Origin of the sequence: Bradyrhizobium lablabi, from assembly GCF_018131005.1 — a bacterium.
GTDB classification, from domain to species: Bacteria; Pseudomonadota; Alphaproteobacteria; order Rhizobiales; family Xanthobacteraceae; genus Bradyrhizobium; species Bradyrhizobium lablabi_D.
In genome coordinates this window covers 301,070-318,548 of the sequence record NZ_JAFCJK010000008.1, presented here as the reverse complement: position 1 = coordinate 318,548, position 17,479 = coordinate 301,070, and the positions used below count along the sequence as shown (strand labels likewise).

Sequence of the window (17,479 nt, the reverse complement as noted above, 5' to 3'; positions counted from 1 at the left end):
CGCGGCCTCGTCGAACGCTGCATCGCCCGATCCCTTCTCGATCGCCATCGCAAGCACATGGCCGAGCCGGTCGAGCGTAAAGCGCACGGAGATCTCCGCCGTCTTGAGCGCGCGGTTGATCGGATAGCGCTTATGCTTGTCGAGATGCGCCATCAGCTCCTTCTGCCAGGTCGCACGAATGCGGCGCGCGGCTTCGCCGGTGCCAAGCGCGGGAGCAACCGATTTCGGTCCCTCGGGGATTACTTCGGAGCTTGGGGTTGCGGTCGCTTCGGCGGCGACGGACTCCTGCGACGCAGAGGTCTGGACGGCCGCGACCTTCTGCTCCTCTTCCTTCGGTTTCTTGTTGTCGTTCTCGGTCACCACCCGATCGGCCTCTTCGGTCTCGGTCGGCGTGTCCTTTGGCAGATCAGTCTCCTTCACTTCGGCCTTCTGCTCGGCAAGCTGCGGCGAGGCCACCGAGGCGTCGGTATCGGGACCGGGCGGCAGGTCGGTCACCTCGCGATGAACGGCGGCGAGTTCGACGCCGACCTCGATCGCCGACGCGCCGAGCGCATCGTCGGGTTCGTCGGCCTGCAGGTTGGTTATCGCGAGAGCGGCGCCGCCGACGTGGAGCGTGAGCGCAGCCACTGCGGCCATGACCCACAGTTTCCGCGACGGCTTCTGCTCGAGGTCGGACATCGGCTTCAGACCCTCGTCATGGCTTCGGTGCCGGCGGCGCCTCTTGCTGCGCCGCCGCATCCGGAACGCCTTCCAGCGCCACCAACTTGATCCTGGAATAACCTCCCGTGCGCAGGATTTCCAGCACGTCCATCAACTCGCCATAAGGAACCGCGCGGTCCGCACGCAGAAAAAGGTATTTGTCCTTGCTCATGTCAGCCATGGCATCGAGCGAACGCACCAGATCGACCCGCTTGACCATGTTCTCGCCGATCGCCACCGCGAGATCCGGCTTGATGCTGACATAGGTCGGCTTGTCGGGCTTCTTTTGCGGCGTGGCCGTCGAGGTCGGCAGGTCGATCGGAAGGTCGACGGTGGAAAGCGGCGCGGCCACCATGAAGATGATCAGCAGCACCAGCATCACGTCGATGAACGGCGTGACGTTGATCTCATGCGCCTCAGCGAAATCGTCTTCGTCCTCGTTGTCGGCGATCGAGACAGCCATCGCCTACTCCGCCGCCGCGCGCGAATGCGAACCGCCATGGATACGATCAAGGTCGCGCGACAACAGGCGCCCGGCGGCACCCGAGGCGCGGCTGACGAGCTCGAGATAACCTTTCGTGACGCGCGAGAAATGGTTGTAGATGATCACCGCGGGGATCGCGGCAACGAGGCCGATCGCGGTCGCGAGCAGCGCCTCGGCGATACCGGGCGCGACCACTGCGAGGTTCGTGGTCTGCGACTTCGAAATGCCGATGAAACTGTTCATGATGCCCCAGACGGTGCCGAACAGGCCGACAAAGGGTGACGTGGCCCCGATCGTCGCGAGCAGACCCATGCCAAGGCGGATGCGCCGCGCCTCGGCGCGCACGATTTCCGCAAAGCTCGACGCCGCGCGCTCCTTGATGCCGCTGTCGCTGGAAATACCTGCCGACAGCCTGCCCTCTCGCATCGCGGCCGCGATGAAGGACGACAGCACGCTGCCCCTGCCGCCGAGCGCCATTTGCGCCTCCGCAAGCGAGCGCGCGTCCTGGATCTTGGTGAGCGCACCGCGCAGCTTGCGCTGAACCACGGTGAGCTCGACCATCTTGGCGATGAAGATGGTCCAGGTCACCAGGGAGGCGAAGGCGAGACCGATCATCACGCCCTTGACGATGATGTCCGCATTCCAGAACATGTTCCACGGCGACAGCTCGCGCATGCCGGTGTTGGCCGCGGGCTTCAACTGCCTGCTGTCGCCATCGGCCGCCGCAGCGACCGCCTGCGGGGCCGCGGATTGCGTTACCGCAGCCGGTTGCGTAGCCGCGGCCGGTGTCTGGGCCGGCACGGCGGCGGGCGCCGGCACGGCGGCTGGAGCTGGCACGGCCTGCGGCGCCGACTGGGCTGCAGGCGCCGTTTGTTGCGCCGACGACGACGCAACCAGCGTCAGCAACGCCAGCGGGACGATCATGGCGGATGCAACGCGAAATATTACACTCTTCATACTTCAGCCCAGTGGCGGATCAGGTTGTGATAGATGCCGGTCAATTTGACCGTTTCAGGGTCGTCCCGCCCCAGCCGGTCAACCAGGGCCTGTATCGCCGTATCGAGATCGAAGATCAGGCTGCGGGCGTGTGCATCCCGTATCATGCTCTGCAGCCAGAAAAAAGAAGCAACCCGCGTCCCTCTCGTGACCGGGGTGACCAGATGCAAACTGGACGCAGGATAAAGTACGAGATCTCCCGCCGCCAGCTTGATTTCGTGGGACCCGTAGAGGTCCTCGATGACAAGCTCTCCGCCATCGTACTCGTCCGGCTCGGATAAAAACAGCGTGACCGACAGGTCGGTGCGGATCCGCAGTCCCGTCAGCTTGTCGCCCCGCACCGCATTGTCGACATGCAGGCCGAAATGGTGGCCGTCGCTGGCGGCGTAACGGTTGAACAAAGGTGGAAAGATTCTAAGCGGGATCGCCGCCGAGACGAAGCGCGGGCTCGCCGACAGCGCCGACAGGACGCGGTTGCCGAGCTGGCGCGCGACCTCGCTGTCAGGCGGCAGTTGCTCGTTGCGCTTGACCAGCGCGGAAGCTGCGCCTGCCGTCGAACGGCCGTCCTCCCACGCGGACGCGTCCATGATGCGGCGGAACTCCGCCACATCATGTTTGCTCAGCACATTCGGAACACAGATCAGCATCGCGTCGGTGTGACCCTCTCCATCAGTATCGCGCCGAAAGAACCATGCTCACGCTGCGGCCCGGCGCCACGAATACGAACGGGGTCGCACTCTGATACAGAGCGTCGTAGTAGAGCTCGTTGAAGATGTTGTTCACGAACAGCTTAGCCGTCCAGTTCTTGTCGACCTTGGCCTCCGCGAATGCATCGAAGCGCCAGTAGCCCGGTATCGATGTGCCCTGGTTCGCGGCCAGGAACGTTCCGCCGTACATCTGCGAGCGGTACACGGCCTGCCCACCGATCTCCCAGACATCGGTGAGCTGATACTTCGTGAGCATGCTGAACGACTGGTGCGCAACGTTTGCCAGCGGTCTTCCAACATTGGTCGGGTAGAGCAGCGGCTGCGGTGATGGAATGAGCGACTTCGTCACCTCCGACTGCATCAGGACGAGGCCGCCGAAAACGCTCCATTTGTCGGTGATCTTGCCGCCGACGCCGAGATCAATGCCGCGGATACGATAGGCCGCGCCCGCGGTGATACACGAGACGTTGCCCGACCCGGCCGGCAGGTTGTACGAGCAGCCCGGAATTGCAGCCGCAGCAGCGCGGCTAGTCACATTCTGCGACTCGCGCGCATTCTCCTTCTCGGTCTGGAACAGCGCAGCGGTCACCAGCAGGCGCCTGTCGAACAACTCCCATTTCGTGCCGACCTCGATCGCCTTGTTCTTTTCCGGCCCGAAGATCTGGTTCGGGTTGCCATTCAGCACCGGCGCCAGGCCGCCATACTGCACGCTGGTGCCGTCGAATTCGGCGCCGACCGGGTTCGACGAGGTCGCATACGCGGCATAGACGCTTCCGTTCGGCAGCGGCTTCAAGGTGAGGCCGAGATTGAAGTTCGGCAGACCGTATTGCTGCTCCTGCGCATTGAAGACGTTCGGCACGTTGTTCTGCGTGCCAAAACCGCTCACCTTGATGTTGTAATCATCGTACCGAATGCCGCCGTTCACGATAATGAGGTCGTTCCAGTTGGCGGTATCGATCAGATAGCCGCTTGCGGTATCGATGGCGATCTTGGTTGGCAGGCCGGTCAGCGACGTCGCCGTATTGAACGGGAGGAATGTGAACTGAGGGTTGAATATGTTCACCCCGGCAAGTGAGCCCGAGCCGCTGAACCCGCCTGGCAGCGCTTCCGAGCTCAGGCCGGCATACCTGTCGATGCTGGATATCTCGCGCGAGATTTCAACGCCTCCCAGCAGCGTATTCTTCCAGCCCGCGAAATTGGTTTTCCAGGTCGCCTCGGTCTGGTTGGCGATGTTCTCGGTGACCTGATAGCGGCTCTGCGGATTGGCGCTGAGCGTCCAGAGCGCCGGGTTCGGATTGGTGACGATCGGATTTTCAGGCAGCGTCCCGATGTAGTCCTGGACGGAGCGCTGAACCCGTGACTTGTTGCTCAACGTCAAATCCGGGGCGATCGCAACCTCGCCACCGAACGTTCCGATGTCCTGCTTGGTGCTGTAATAGTCGCGATTGACGAATCCGTAGAAATTGTTGCGGCTGGCGCCGAAATCCGGGAACGCACCGCCTGCGGTGGTCCTGTAGATGTTTCCGGGAGTCGGCGAACCGGGCCGGAAGTACGGCACGCCGAAATCGGGCAAGCCGTGCAAATTGGTGTGGATGTAGTTGGCATACAATTTCACGGTATCGAGCGGCGTCCACTTCACCGCAACGAAGCCACCGTCGCGGTCGTCCTTGATGTAGTCGCGGCCGGCGACGCCAGCGTCCTGGAACAGGCCGCCGGCGCGGATTGCCAGTGTCGGGCTGATCACCTGGTTGACGTCGAGCACCACACGCTTGGTGTGGTCGGTGCCGAACGTCGTGTCCATGTTGTAGAAGCTTTTTTCGGTCGTCGCCTGCTTCGTCACGATGTTGATCGCGCCGCCGGTGACGCCGCGGCCGGCAAACGATGAACCCGGTCCGCGGAAGATCTCGATCTGTTCGGTGAAGAAGTTCTCGCGGACGCTGACGCCGGCGTCGCGGATGCCGTCGAGAAAGATGTCATTGCGCGCGTCGAAACCTCGGATGAAGAAACGGTCGCCGAAGGCGTTGCCGCCCTCTCCGGTGCCGAGCGTCACGCCGGCGGTATTGAGCAGTGCCCGTCTCAAGGTGGTGACGTTTTCGTCCTCCAGCACGTCCTTTGTGAGCACCGTGACCGATTTCGGCGTGTTGAGGAGCGGCTCGGGAAACTTGCCCGATGCCTGCACCCGGGTGGCCATGTAGGGCGCTTGCGGATTTGCGTAGGGATCGCGGTCGGCGTTCAGGCCGCTGGCATTGGGAAACGGCACCGGCGCCGCCTGTGCCGGCTGGTTACGGCGGGCCGCACGGCGCAATGCCGTCCGGGCGCGAACCTGCTCCGGCGAAGGTTTGGCGGCAGCAGGACGCGGGCGAGCGACCGGGGCATCGACCGTCACCGGCGGGAGGTTGGGCTGCTGCGCTTCGGCGCCCGAGAACGACGCCACCGCGATCAGGCTCGCGACCGCGGACACCTTCGTGCCGGAATAGTTATCGGATCTGTCTTCGCCACATCCGACGGCCGCATCGAAACGCAGCGACCTCGGTGCCTTCACATTGCTCATCACTAGCCCCAGGAAATCTTTTGCAGATCGCGCGTGAGTTCGACGCACGACCAAATGTCTGTATGTTTCTGGGGTTATCGGTCGTGGAATTTTCGGTCAATGCGCTCGCTGCAACAGCGCGCGCGAATCCGACCGTTTGAAAGCAATTCTAATCTGCAGTCTGAAACGGTTCTAAACTTACTCTGTAATCGTTCTAATAACCGTTCTAAAGAGTCGCGAAATATGCGGTAAAATAAGGCTTCGTGCATGCATCGGTTGATACGGGGCGGCGCCATTACTCCGTGCTGGGCGGCTTCATCAGCGAGAACAGCTCGTCGACCGAACTCTGCGCGAATTGCCTGACCCGATCGGTGTTGTCCATCCCTGCGATGTTGACGCCGTTGACCACCGCTTTGATCTCATCGCGAAAATCCGTGAGAAAACGCAGTGGATCGCGCTGCTCGCTGGCGACGCGCGCAATCAGTCCCGTGATCATGATCTGGCAGGCCATCATGCGCCCGTTCAATTCGTCCATCGCAGCACTCCTCCTCTCGCAAGTCAGGCGCGCGATATGAACGACATCCCGCCGCGTTTCAACCACGCAGCGATCGAGCGGCGAAAATGCTTGAACGAGAAGCGCGCAACGAGCGCTACTTGGCTGCGACGCGCTCCGTTCCGTCGCCGAGCGCCTTGATGCGCTCCTTGACCTCGCGCAGCGTCGCCAATCCACTCTCGACCTCCGCGGTCGGCACGTCGCGCAGCACATCGGTAGCGATCGCGTCGCGCAAACCGTCGAGGTCATCGACGAGCTGCCGCCCCCTCTTGGTCAGGAACAGGCGGTTGGCGCGACGATCCCTGGGATCGGGCCGCCGCTCCACGAGGCCGTGCTCGACGAGGCGGTCGAGCAAGCGCACCAGCGAGATGGGTTGCAGCTCGAGGACGTCGGCGAGATCGACCTGCGACAGCCCCTCCTGCTCGCGCAGACGGAACAGCACGATCCATTGGGCGCGGGTGCTGCCGCGCGCCTTGGCGCGGTGGTCGATGTAGTTGCGCAGCAGCCGAGAGCTTTCGACGAGCTGGGCAATGAACTGGCGTCTCAAATCGAGCGACATGGCGATTCCCGGCAGGGACGTTTCCGTTTGTTTCTGGCCCTAAACCTTTCCAAATGTTTAGGATTCTCAAGCCTTAGTGTGTTTACATATAAAGTGCACACATACTATATGCGCAAGGTCTGGGAACGGTTTCGATCACCCATTATTGTTCGTTCAACCCAAGAGCCCGCATGTCCAAGTCACGAACCATCGGTTGGGTTTTGCTGATCGCTGCGATCGGCGCAGCGGGCTACTTTGGCTGGCAGAAATACGAGGGCAACAAGCGGGCCGCCGAGGCCGCCGAGAAACGCGCCGCCGCCCGGCCCCCGGTCCCTGTAAAGATCGCGCCGGTCGAGAAGGCCGATTTCCCGGTCTACCTCACCGGCCTCGGCACCGTGCAGGGCTTCAACACCGTCCAGGTGCGCACACGGGTCGACGGCCAGATCATCAAGATCGCCTTCCAGGAAGGCCAGTTCGTCAAGGAAGGTGACACGCTGGTCGAGATCGATCCGCGGCCGTTCCAGGCCGTGCTCGATCAGGCGAAGGCCAAGAAGGCCCAGGACGAGGCCAATCTCGCCAACGCCAACCTCGACCTGCAGCGCTACACGAGGCTCGGCGAATTCGCCACGCGCCAGCAGACCGACACCCAGCGCTCGACCGTCGCGCAATTGACGGCCCAGATCACTTCCGATGACGCGGCGATCTTTAACGCGCAGACCCAGCTCGATTACGCCACCATCAAGGCCCCGATCTCTGGCGTCGCCGGCCTGCGCCAGGTCGATATCGGCAACATCGTCAACGCCGCAACCCAGACCGGCATCGTCTCGATCGCCCAGATCGAGCCGATCGCGGTGATCTTCACCGCGCCCGAGGACCAGTTGCCCGACATCAAAGCGGCGCTGGCGGTGGCGCCGCCCAAGACCATTGCGCTCACGACCGACGGCAAGCGGGTGCTGTCCACCGGCACGCTGGCGCTGATCAACAATCAGGTCGACACGACGAGTGGAACTATTCGGCTGAAGGGGGTTTTTGACAACAAGGACCATGCGCTGTGGCCCGGTCAGTCGGTCTCGACCCGGCTTTTGGTCCGGACGCTGAAGGACGCGACCGTCGTTCCCGACGACGCGGTCCAGCACGGCACCAATGGCCTTTACGCCTTTACCGTCAATCAGGATAACAAGGCCGAGCTTCGCAAGATCAAGGTGAGCCAGTCGATCGACGGCAAGTCGGTGATCGATGAGGGCCTGACGCCGGGCCAGCAGGTGATCGTTTCAGGCCAGTACAAGGTCTCGCCCGGCACGCTGGTGACGACGGCGGTGGCGAGTTCGGATCAGGCCCAGTCGAAGGTCAGCCAGGAATGAGCGAGGGAGTTTCCGCACCATTCATTCGCTATCCCATCGGCACCTCGCTGCTGATGGCGGGCATTCTGTTTGTCGGCCTCGTCGCCTACCCGCTGCTCCCGGTGGCGCCGTTGCCGCAGGTCGACTTCCCCACCATCCAGATCACCGCGTCGTTGCCGGGCGGCAGCCCGGAGACAATGGCGACCTCGGTGGCGCAACCGCTGGAGCGACAATTCGCCCAGATCCCCGGCATCGCGCAGATGACCTCGACGAGCTATCTCGGCACGTCGTCGATCACCATCCAGTTCGATCTCAACCGCAGCATCGACGGCGCCGCCAACGACGTGCAGTCCGCCATCAACGCCGCCAGCGGCCAGTTGCCGAAGAACCTTCCCTCGCCGCCGACCTATCGCAAGGTCAACCCGGCGGACTCGCCGATCCTGCTCCTGTCTGCGACCTCGGACACGCTGCCGCTGACCACCGTCAGCGATTCCGTGGACGCGCAGCTCGCCCAGCAGATCAGCCAGATTTCGGGCGTCGCCCAGGTTATTATCGGCGGCCAACAGAAGCCGTCAGTCCGCGTCCAGATCGATCCGGGCAAGCTCGTCGCCAAGGGCCTGTCGCTGGAGGACGTGCGTTCGGCGATCGCGATCGCGACCGTCGACAGCCCGAAGGGCAATATCGACGGCGATACCCGCGCCTACACGATCTACGCCAACGATCAGTTGCTCAAGGCCGATCCCTGGAACGACATCATCATCGCGTATCGCAACGGTGGACCCTTAAGAATCCGCGATATTGGCCAGGCCGTGACCGGCCCCGAGGATGCCAAGCAGGCGGCCTGGGCCAACGGCAAGCGCGGCGTGTTCCTGGTCGTATTCAAGCAGCCGGGCGCCAACGTCATCGAAACCGTCGACAAGATCAAGGCGACGCTGCCGCGCCTCGTCGCGGCGATCCCGCCGGCGATCAAGATCGAGGTGATCTCTGACCGCACCACCACCATCCGCGCCGCGGTCGAGGACGTTCAGTTCACCCTGCTCCTGACCATTTGCCTGGTCGTGATGGTGATCTTCATCTTCCTGCGCAGCTTCTGGGCGACGGTGATTCCCGCCGTCACGGTGCCGCTGGCGCTGCTCGGCGCCTGCGCGCTGATGTGGGTGTTCGGCTATACGCTCGACAATCTGTCGCTGATGGCGCTGACGATCGCAGTCGGTTTCGTCGTCGACGACGCGATCGTGATGCTGGAGAACATCAGCCGCTACATCGAGGACGGCGAAAGGCCGCTCGCGGCCGCGTTCAGAGGTTCCAGTGAAATCGGCTTCACCATCGTCTCGATCTCGATTTCGCTGGTCGCGGTGCTGATCCCGCTGCTCTTGATGGGCGGCATTATCGGCCGCCTGTTCCGCGAATTCGCGGTCGTGCTGGCGATGACGATCTTCGTCTCGATGGTCGTTTCGCTGACGCTGACCCCTATGATGGCGTCGCGCTTCCTGCGCGCCCACAGCGAGGAGAAACACGGCCGGTTCTATCAGCTGAGCGAGCGCGGCTTCGAGGCGATGCTGCGCGCCTATCAGCGCGGCCTTGACCTCGCCCTTCGCTGGAAGTTCACCACGCTGATGGTGTTCTTCGCGACGCTCGCTCTCTCGGTCTACCTGTTCGTGATCATTCCGAAGGGCTTTTTCCCGCAACAGGACGTCGGTTTGATCACCGCGACCGCGGAGGCCAATCAGGACATCTCCTTCATCGACATGAAGCGCAAGCAGGAGGCGCTCGGCCAGATCGTGATGCAGGATCCCGCCGTGGCCTCGGTCGCGATGGCGATCGGCGGCAGCGGACGCGCCGGCAACAACGGCAGCATGTACATCACGCTGAAGCCGCGGGACCAACGCGACGCGAGCGCGCAGCAGATCATCGCCCGGCTGCGGCCGAAGCTCGAGAAGGTCGAGGGTGCCCGCCTGTACATGCAGGCGGCGCAGGACGTCCGCCTCGGCGGCCGCCCGACCCGTACCCAGTTCGAATTCACGCTGCAGGACGCCAATCTTGCCGAGCTGAATGAATGGGCGCCGAAGATTCTCGCCAGGATGCAGACGCTGCCGCAGCTACGCGATGTCGCGACCGACCAGCAGACCAACGGCACGACCCTCGAATTGAAGATCAACCGCGATACCGCCTCGCGCTACGGCATCCAGCCGCAACTGATCGACGACACGCTCTACGATGCGTTCGGCCAGCGCCAGGTGACGCAATACTTCACCCAGCTCAACAGCTATCACGTGATCCTCGAAGTACTGCCGGAGTTGCAGGGCGCGATCGACACGCTGAACAAAATCTACATCAAGTCGCCGCTGACCGGTGAACAGGTGCCGATCGCGACATTCGCGACCTGGACCAGCGTGCCGGTGCGGCCGCTCTCGATCAGCCACCAGGGCCAGTTCCCGGCGATCACCATCTCGTTCAACCTCGCCCAGGGCGTTGCGCTCGGCCAGGCGACGGAGGCCGTCCAAAAGGCCATGGTCGAGCTCGGCGCGCCCCCGACGCTGAATTCGAGCTTCCAGGGCACCGCGCAGGCATTCCAGCAGTCGCTGGGCACCGTGCCGCTCCTGATCCTCGCGGCGCTCGTGGTGGTGTATTTGATCCTCGGCATCCTCTACGAAAGCTACATCCACCCGATCACGATCCTGTCGACGTTGCCATCGGCCGGCGTCGGCGCGCTTGCGATTCTGATGGCAGCCGGCTTCGACTTCAGCCTGATCGCGCTGATCGGCATCATCCTCCTGATCGGCATCGTGAAGAAGAACGGCATCATGATGGTCGACTTCGCGATCGCGGCCGAACGCGACGAGCACCTGGAGCCGGAAGCTGCGATCCGCCAGGCGGCGCTGCTGCGCTTCCGCCCGATCATGATGACGACGATGGCAGCCCTGCTCGGCGGCGTGCCGCTGATGCTCGGCACCGGTACCGGTTCGGAGATCCGCCAGCCGCTCGGCTACGCCATGGTCGGCGGCCTGATCGTCAGCCAGGCGCTGACACTGTTCACGACGCCCGTGGTCTATCTCTACCTCGACCGCCTTTCCAACGCATTCGCGAATTGGGGCCGGTCGCCGCGCGCCGACGACGACGCGCATGAAGGCGAAGAGCGCCCGGTCAAGGAAGCCGCCGAATGAGTTGAGTCCGTCGGCTCAGCGGCGGTGTTTCGCGACGGTGTACGGAAGATCGCGTAAGGCGTCGGTGTATCCCGTCATTGCGGGCGCAAGCGAAGCAATCCATCGCGCCCCGCGAACGTCGGCCGCAATGGGTTGCTTCCGCCTACGCCGAGGCTTCGGCGGACAAGTCGTCGCTTCCGCGCAAAATTGTTTTGCAATTTTGTCGCGAGCTGCTCGCACTCGGCACCATCTAGAGTGGGATGAAGTCAGGTGAATCGGTTCAGCTGCTGGCTCCTTGCACCTCGCCCCGCCTGCGGGGAGAGGTCGGAACGCATCGTAAGATGCGTTCCGGGTGAGGGGGAGCCTTCCGCGGATTCTTCTGTCGCCGTTTACGCGGAGGCGGCCCCTCACCCCAACCCTCTCCCCGCAAGTACGGGGAGAGGGAGCGCAATTCCTTCGCGGTTGCTACTCGACTTGATCTCATCACGCTCTACGCGCCGAGATAGGCTTTCTGCACCTGCGGATCCTCGGCAAGCGCGGCGGCCGTCCCCGACAACACGCTTTTGCCAACCTGCAGCACGGTGGCAAAGTCGGACACCTCCAGCGCGAGTTCGATCGATTGCTCGGCAAGCAAAATCGTCAGGCCCTCGCGGTGCAGACGGCCAAAGGTCTCGTACATGGACTCGACGACCGCCGGCGCGAGCCCGAGCGACGGCTCGTCCAGCATCAGGAGCTTCGGATCGCACATCAGCGCGCGGCCGACCGCGAGCATTTGCCTTTCACCCCCGGACATGGTGCCGGCGCGCTGGGTGCGGCGCTCCTTCAATCGCGGGAAGATATCGTAGACGCGCTCGAGCAGCGCCCTGATGCGGGCCTTGTCGCGCAGCGGCGTCGCGCCGAGCAACAGATTGTTCTCGACGGTCTGCTGCACGAACAGCCGCCAGCCCTCCGGCGACAGCGCCAGTCCCCTGCGCACGATCGCGAATGCGCTCTCGCCCGCGATCTCTTCACCAGCAAAGCTGATCGAGCCGGAGTGCACCGGAATGAGGCCGGCGATCGCGTTCAGTGTCGTGGTCTTGCCGCCGCCATTGGAGCCGAGCAGTGCCACCACGCTGCCCAGAGGCACTTCCAGCGACACGTCGGATACGCCGATCAAATCGCCGTAGCGTACTTCGAGATGCTCGATCTTCAGCAAGGCGCCGGTCATGTCGGGGGCCCGCCCATCAACTCGATCGGCGTGTGGCCGGCGGCAACCTTGGCGGCGGCGCGGGTGCCGAGATAGGCGGCGATCACGGCGGGGTTGGACGTCACCTCCTGCGGCGTGCCGCGCGCGATCTCCTTGCCCTGGTGAAAAACCATGACGCGGCTCGCCAGCGACATGATCACTTCCATGATGTGTTCGACGATCACGAGCGTGACGCCCGAGCGATGGATGTCGCGCACGAGATCGATCGCAAGCTGAACCTCGCGTTGGGTCAGCCCCGCCATCGCCTCGTCGAGCAGCAGCACCTTCGGCTCGGTTGCGAGCGCGCGCGCGATCTCCAGCCGCTTGCGGCCGGGCGTGCCGAGCGAGCGTGCGGGCGCCGCCGCGAGCCGCTCCATGCCGACGCGCGCCAGCACCGCGCGGGCCTTCGCCTCGGCCTCGGCGCGATGCGAGGTGCGCAGAAAGGCGCCGATCATCACGTTCTCGAGTACCGTCATGCCCTCGAAGGTCTGCGGCACCTGGAACGTGCGCGCCAGTCCGAGCCGCGCCCTCGCCTCCGGCGACAGATTGGTGATGTCGTGGCCTTCGAAGAACACCCTGCCCGAGGTCGCGGCAAGATCGCCGGTCAGGCAATTGAAGAAGGTCGACTTGCCGGCACCGTTCGGGCCGATCAGGCCGAGGATGTCGCCTTGCGCCAGCGTGACGCTCGCGGCGTTCACCGCCTTGAAGCTGCCGAACGCCTTTGTGATCTCGCGCGCCTCAAGGAGCATGGGATGCTCCCTTCTCGCGCGCCTTGCGTTGCGCCCAGAGCCGGTTGGCCAGCGCCAGAAGCCCACCGGGCTGGAAGCGCGCGATCAGCACGATGATGGCGCCATAGACGACGAAGGTCAGGCCGGCCCCCTTGCCGCCGAGCAGGCTGTTGGAGATTTCCTCGAGCGGCACCAGGATCGCCGCGCCGACCAGCGGCCCTAACAGCAGGCCCGCGCCGCCGAGCGCGGCCATGATAAGGATTTTCACGGAGATCAGGATACCGAGGCCGGATTCCGGATCGACAAAGCCGAACATCATCGCATAAAGCGCCCCGGCAACGCTGGTGAGGCCGGCACTGAGCATATAGGCATAAAGCTTGGTGCGGCTTGCCGGCGCGCCAAGCGAGCGCGCGGCGCGCTCGGAATCCTTGATCGCACGCAGATAGAAGCCCATGCGGTTGTTGGTCATCCACCATGTGAGCAGGAGCGTGATCGCGAGGACGGCAAGGAAGAGATAATAGTAAGGCAGCGCCGAGATGAAGGAGAGATCGAACACGTTGCGCGGCACGGTCGGGCCGCTCAGCCCCACCGCAGCGCCCAGATACTCGGTGTTGGTCACGATCAATCGCGCGAGCTCGGCGACGGCGATCGTCGCCATGCTGAAGTAGTGGCCGGAAAGCCGCAACGTTGGCACACCGACCACGGCTGATATCGCGACGCTGGCGACGAAACCCACCGGTATTCCAACCAGCGGCGACAGGCCATAATGCGCATACGCTCCCATCGCGGCATAAGCGCCACACCCGAAAAACACGACATGTCCGACCGAGACCTGGCCGGCATAGCCGCCGATGATGTTCCAGGCCGAGGCCGCGATGGCATAAAGCAGGACCAACGCGCCGAGCCGCTGCTGGAACGGAGTGGAGAAAATCCACGGGTAAGCGATGACGATTGCCAGCGCGATGAGGAGCCAGAGATAGCGGCGCATCACGTCTTGCCCATCAGACCCTGCGGCCTGAACCAGAGGAAGCCGAGAAACAGCGCGTAGACCACCATGTCCTTGTAGATCGCGCCGATCAGGTATCCGGACAGCGACTCGATCACGCCGATCAGGAGTCCCGCGATCAGCGCGCCCGGCACGCTGCCGAAACCGCCGAGCGACACGGTGACGAAGGCGACGATGCCGAGGGTCTCGCCGACAGTGGGCACGACATAGAAGAACGTGGCGATCAGCGCACCGGCAAGTCCGGTGGCGCCGGCGGCGATCGCCCAGGCGATCGCCTGCATGCTGTCGGGGCGAATGCCCATCAATTGCGCGGCCGTCGAATCCTCGGCGACCGCGAGCATCCGCGAGCCGAGCGTCGAGCGTGTCAGCAAGAGATGGAGGCCGAGCGTCACCAGCAGCGCGACGACGCCCGCAAGCAGTCGCGAGGCCTGGATGCGGATGCCTAAGATATCGAACGTGCCGCCGACAAGATTTTCCGGCAGCGACAGGAAATTGGCGCCAAACCACCAGAATACGGAGTAGCGCAAGAGCAGCGCCAGCCCGAAGGTGCCGAGGATCTGCGCCAGCATCGGCCCCTTCATGATGTCGCGGATCAGGCCGAAATAGACAATAACCCCGAGCGTGGCGAGCAGCAGCGTTGCGAGCGGCGCGCCGAACAGCGGGCCGCCACCGAACAACGTGTAAACCACGTAGGCGACGTACATGCCGAGCATGACGAAATCGCCGTGGGCAAAATTGACCACGTTCATCATCCCCCACACCAGCGTCAGGCCGGAGGAGAACAACGCGTAGACGGCCCCGAGCAGGAGGCCCCCCACGATCACCTGGACAAGGACTATGGACATCGCCGCCGTCTATCAGATGATGCCGTCGCCATTGACGGCAGCAGTACGGGCGGAAGCTGGAGCCTCCGCCCTCGGCTCACTGTCACCAGCCTTTGTATGGCATGACCGGCGGCTTCTCGGCATTCGCCTTCGGAAAAACCGCGACGTAGTTCTCGCCGTCCTGCAACTGGATGATCAGACCCGAGGCCAGGATGTTCTGGCCCTTGTCGTCGAACTTGACGCCCTTGAAGCCGATCATCAGCTGGTCCGGCTTCAGATCGGTCGCCTTCAGCGCGGCCTGGATCTTGGCGGGGTCGGTCGAGCCGGCACGGTCGATCGCATCGATCAGCACGAAGAAGCCCTGCATCTGTCGCGCGGCGGTGTCGTCCATCTCGTCGCCGCTCTTCTCCTTATACATCTTGGCGATCAGCGCGGTGGGCGAGCCCGGCGCGCCGACGCTCCAGGACGAGCGGTTGAATGCGCCTTGCGAAATCTTGCCGACCGCCTTGAGGAACGACGGATCGGAATAGCCGGCGTCGTCGGCGAGCAGCATCGGCGGCTTGTAGTCGAGCGCCTGCATCGTCTTGGCGAACAGGATCGCATCCGACGTATAGGAGATCATGATGACGACGTCGGGCTTCTTGTCCTTGAGCTGCAGCACCTGGCTCTGCACGTCGGTCGCGTTGGTCGTGTAGGCGACGTCCTGCGCGATCGAAAGCCCTTTCTCCTTGAAGATCGTGCTGATGGTATTGGCGACGGAGGCGCCATATTCGGTGGTGTCGTGCACCAGCGCGATAGTGTCGGTCTTGGCGCCGGACGCCTTCATGTCGGTGAGAAAGTCGTAATAGACCTTGGCAAAGTCGGTCGCGACCGGCGTGGTGCGGAAGAACCATTTGAATCCGCGCTCGGTGAGGTTCGCCGCAACGGACTCGCCATTGACGAACGGAATACCGTATTTCTCGGAGATCGCACTTGCAGTCAGCGTGATACCGGACTGATAGGCACCGGTGAGCGCCACCACCTTCTCTTCCGTGATCAGTCGCAGCGCCTGATTCTGTCCGGTCGCGGGGCTGCCCTGGTTATCGGCAAAAACGACCTCGACCTTGGCGCCGCCGAGGCCGGCAAGACCGGCATTCTTGGCGAGCGGGAGATTGCCAAGCTCCGGATGTGCGTTGTTGATAATGTCGAGCGCGACTTCAATCGCGTATTTGGCGTGCACGCCGGCGCTCGCGGCATTGCCGGTCAGCGGAAACACCGCGCCGATCTTGACGGTCTTCTGCTGCGCCAACGCGCCTGAAGCCAGACCCACCGAGATCGCGGCCACGGACAGCAGCGCTACAAATTTCGAAAATCTCATATGATCATCTCCGAACATCCCACCTGGCGATTTTTCATCGGGCGGAAAAACGTCCGGCGATCCAAGCCTGCCGCCTTCCCCCTTTTGTTTTTCTTGGTGTGCCAGCATTGCATGGCCGTCCGGAACCGGCAAGTTGAGGCGCTGCCGAGACCGATGGCTTGCGACTAAAGTCGCTGCAACGAGAATGTGCAGTGCAGTGATCTTCCCGCGTGCCGCGCTTCCGCAGGCGCGCCGGGAGCGACCAGTTTTGCCGAATGAGCTGGCCTCCCTCTCGCCGACCGCAGGTGCCGGGGTCACCGGTGCAGATTGCATCCAGACAAACTTGCTACCGCGCGCCCGCCGGATTCTCGACGGTCCGCAGCGAAGCCTCGTCCGCCAGCCAGCTCGAGCTCATGGCATCGACGCGAACAAGCCAGCGGTGATGGTAAGCGTGGAATCTGACGGCAACCTTGGCGCACGGGCGGCCACTGAGCCCTACCCCATGCACAGCAGGGCGAAGAGCAACTACGCTTCAACGAGCCGCGGCATCTCAAACAGTCACGAGAAGTCCACCGAATGGCGCGGGAGACGGCACTACGCCCAATTTCCTAAGTTCTTCCGCAGGAACTAGCTGCTATCGTGGTTCGGAGATTCGATTTGATCGAGGACGCGCGGATGACCGCTGACTCTCTCGCAAGTCTTACGGAAACGGTCCGAAGCGAATCACTTGATGGGGCGCTGGTAGTCAAAAACCCCAGCGACAACCCCGTATGTTCCTTCACTCACGACGAAGATCTCTCGTGCATCAAAGTGGTCTGGCGAAAATATGCAACGAGCGCTCAGCTCCGCTTTCTTCACGAGGCTCTTCTGCAGGTGATGGAGGGGACCGGAGCTCAAAGCCTCTTGGGCGATGATAGGGAATTGCCAATCGTTCACGCGGAAGATCAGCGATGGATCATCGAGGAATGGCTTCCCCGAGCGCAAGCCCTGGGCCTCAAGCGCGTCGCGGCGATACCGTCACACTCGTTTTTTGGGCGGCTTTCAATCGGAAGCATTCAGTTGATTTTGGCCAAGAACGTAGTTGTGAAGCAGTTCCAGAACGTCCCTCTGGCCGCCGATTGGCTTGGTCGCGCAACCCATTTTTGACCACCCCTAGTGGCGTTGGGGTACGTCGGCCACCCCGCCAGAAGAAACTGAGTGGTTTCACATGTTTGGCGTTTCCGGGGAATCTGGCTGGGGAACCTGGATTCGAACCAAGACAAACAGAGTCAGAGTCTGTTGTGCTACCGTTACACCATTCCCCATCGAAGTCGATGATTTCATTCGACTTCTCCCGAAATTCCAGCGGGGTTTCGCTAGCTTTCTGGCAA

General features: G+C 63.0%; 15 protein-coding genes and 1 tRNA gene. 3 read left to right on the top strand and 13 right to left on the bottom strand.

The window, feature by feature from the left end:
* From JQ553_RS25080 to JQ553_RS25050, 7 genes are all read right to left on the bottom strand, one after another.
* Positions 1-678 (bottom strand): TonB C-terminal domain-containing protein (locus JQ553_RS25080; RefSeq protein WP_212502692.1); only part of this gene is annotated, 678 nt, incomplete at its 3' end.
* 16 nt (positions 679-694) lie between these two features.
* A complete protein-coding gene (gene exbD / locus JQ553_RS25075; RefSeq protein ID WP_212502691.1) occupies positions 695-1,162 on the bottom strand; it encodes a TonB system transport protein ExbD in 468 nt (155 codons plus the stop codon).
* A 3-nt stretch (positions 1,163-1,165) separates the two neighbouring features.
* Positions 1,166-2,140, bottom strand: a complete 975-nt coding sequence (gene exbB / locus JQ553_RS25070) for a tonB-system energizer ExbB (RefSeq protein ID WP_212502690.1) — start codon at positions 2,138-2,140, stop codon at positions 1,166-1,168.
* Positions 2,137-2,826, bottom strand: a complete 690-nt coding sequence (locus tag JQ553_RS25065) for a Fe2+-dependent dioxygenase (protein WP_212502689.1) — start codon at positions 2,824-2,826, stop codon at positions 2,137-2,139. Before JQ553_RS25065 ends, exbB begins: the two co-directional genes overlap by 4 nt.
* A gap of 22 nt (positions 2,827-2,848) precedes the next feature.
* Entirely contained in the window at positions 2,849-5,437 is a 2,589-nt protein-coding gene (locus JQ553_RS25060; RefSeq protein ID WP_212502688.1) for a TonB-dependent siderophore receptor, read from the bottom strand.
* Between the two features lie 274 nt (positions 5,438-5,711).
* Positions 5,712-5,951, bottom strand: a complete 240-nt coding sequence (locus JQ553_RS25055) for a hypothetical protein (protein ID WP_212502687.1) — start codon at positions 5,949-5,951, stop codon at positions 5,712-5,714.
* A 115-nt stretch (positions 5,952-6,066) separates the two neighbouring features.
* Positions 6,067-6,528: a MarR family winged helix-turn-helix transcriptional regulator gene (locus JQ553_RS25050; protein WP_212502686.1), complete on the bottom strand. Its 462-nt coding sequence runs from the start codon at positions 6,526-6,528 to the stop codon at positions 6,067-6,069.
* Between the two features lie 170 nt (positions 6,529-6,698).
* Between JQ553_RS25050 and JQ553_RS25045 the strand changes: the two genes are divergently transcribed.
* Positions 6,699-7,868 carry an efflux RND transporter periplasmic adaptor subunit gene (locus JQ553_RS25045; protein WP_212502685.1) on the top strand — a complete coding sequence of 390 codons (1,170 nt, stop codon included), beginning with the start codon at positions 6,699-6,701 and terminating at the stop codon, positions 7,866-7,868.
* Complete coding sequence (locus JQ553_RS25040) at positions 7,865-11,011, top strand: multidrug efflux RND transporter permease subunit (RefSeq protein WP_212502684.1); 3,147 nt, start codon at positions 7,865-7,867, stop codon at positions 11,009-11,011. Before JQ553_RS25045 ends, JQ553_RS25040 begins: the two co-directional genes overlap by 4 nt.
* A gap of 469 nt (positions 11,012-11,480) precedes the next feature.
* Here JQ553_RS25040 and JQ553_RS25035 read toward each other — a convergent pair whose 3' ends face one another.
* The 5 genes from JQ553_RS25035 to JQ553_RS25015 all read right to left on the bottom strand — a co-directional run bounded on the left by JQ553_RS25035 (position 11,481) and on the right by JQ553_RS25015 (position 16,130).
* Complete coding sequence (locus JQ553_RS25035) at positions 11,481-12,197, bottom strand: ABC transporter ATP-binding protein (protein WP_212502683.1); 717 nt, start codon at positions 12,195-12,197, stop codon at positions 11,481-11,483.
* The gene (locus JQ553_RS25030) at positions 12,194-12,964 is read right to left on the bottom strand and encodes an ABC transporter ATP-binding protein (protein WP_212502682.1); all 771 of its coding nucleotides are present in this window, start codon (positions 12,962-12,964) and stop codon (positions 12,194-12,196) included. The genes JQ553_RS25035 and JQ553_RS25030 overlap by 4 nt, the downstream gene beginning before the upstream one ends.
* A complete protein-coding gene (locus JQ553_RS25025; protein ID WP_212502681.1) occupies positions 12,954-13,931 on the bottom strand; it encodes a branched-chain amino acid ABC transporter permease in 978 nt (325 codons plus the stop codon). The genes JQ553_RS25030 and JQ553_RS25025 overlap by 11 nt, the downstream gene beginning before the upstream one ends.
* Positions 13,931-14,794: a branched-chain amino acid ABC transporter permease gene (locus JQ553_RS25020; RefSeq protein ID WP_212502680.1), complete on the bottom strand. Its 864-nt coding sequence runs from the start codon at positions 14,792-14,794 to the stop codon at positions 13,931-13,933. Before JQ553_RS25020 ends, JQ553_RS25025 begins: the two co-directional genes overlap by 1 nt.
* Before the next feature lie 82 nt (positions 14,795-14,876).
* Positions 14,877-16,130 carry an ABC transporter substrate-binding protein gene (locus tag JQ553_RS25015; protein ID WP_212502679.1) on the bottom strand — a complete coding sequence of 418 codons (1,254 nt, stop codon included), beginning with the start codon at positions 16,128-16,130 and terminating at the stop codon, positions 14,877-14,879.
* A gap of 636 nt (positions 16,131-16,766) precedes the next feature.
* Between JQ553_RS25015 and JQ553_RS25010 the strand changes: the two genes are divergently transcribed.
* The gene (locus tag JQ553_RS25010) at positions 16,767-17,255 is read left to right on the top strand and encodes a hypothetical protein (protein ID WP_212502678.1); all 489 of its coding nucleotides are present in this window, start codon (positions 16,767-16,769) and stop codon (positions 17,253-17,255) included.
* Positions 17,256-17,339: 84 nt separating this feature from the next.
* Here JQ553_RS25010 and JQ553_RS25005 read toward each other — a convergent pair.
* Positions 17,340-17,413: transfer RNA gene (locus tag JQ553_RS25005), tRNA-Gln, on the bottom strand.
* Positions 17,414-17,479: the final 66 nt, after the last annotated feature.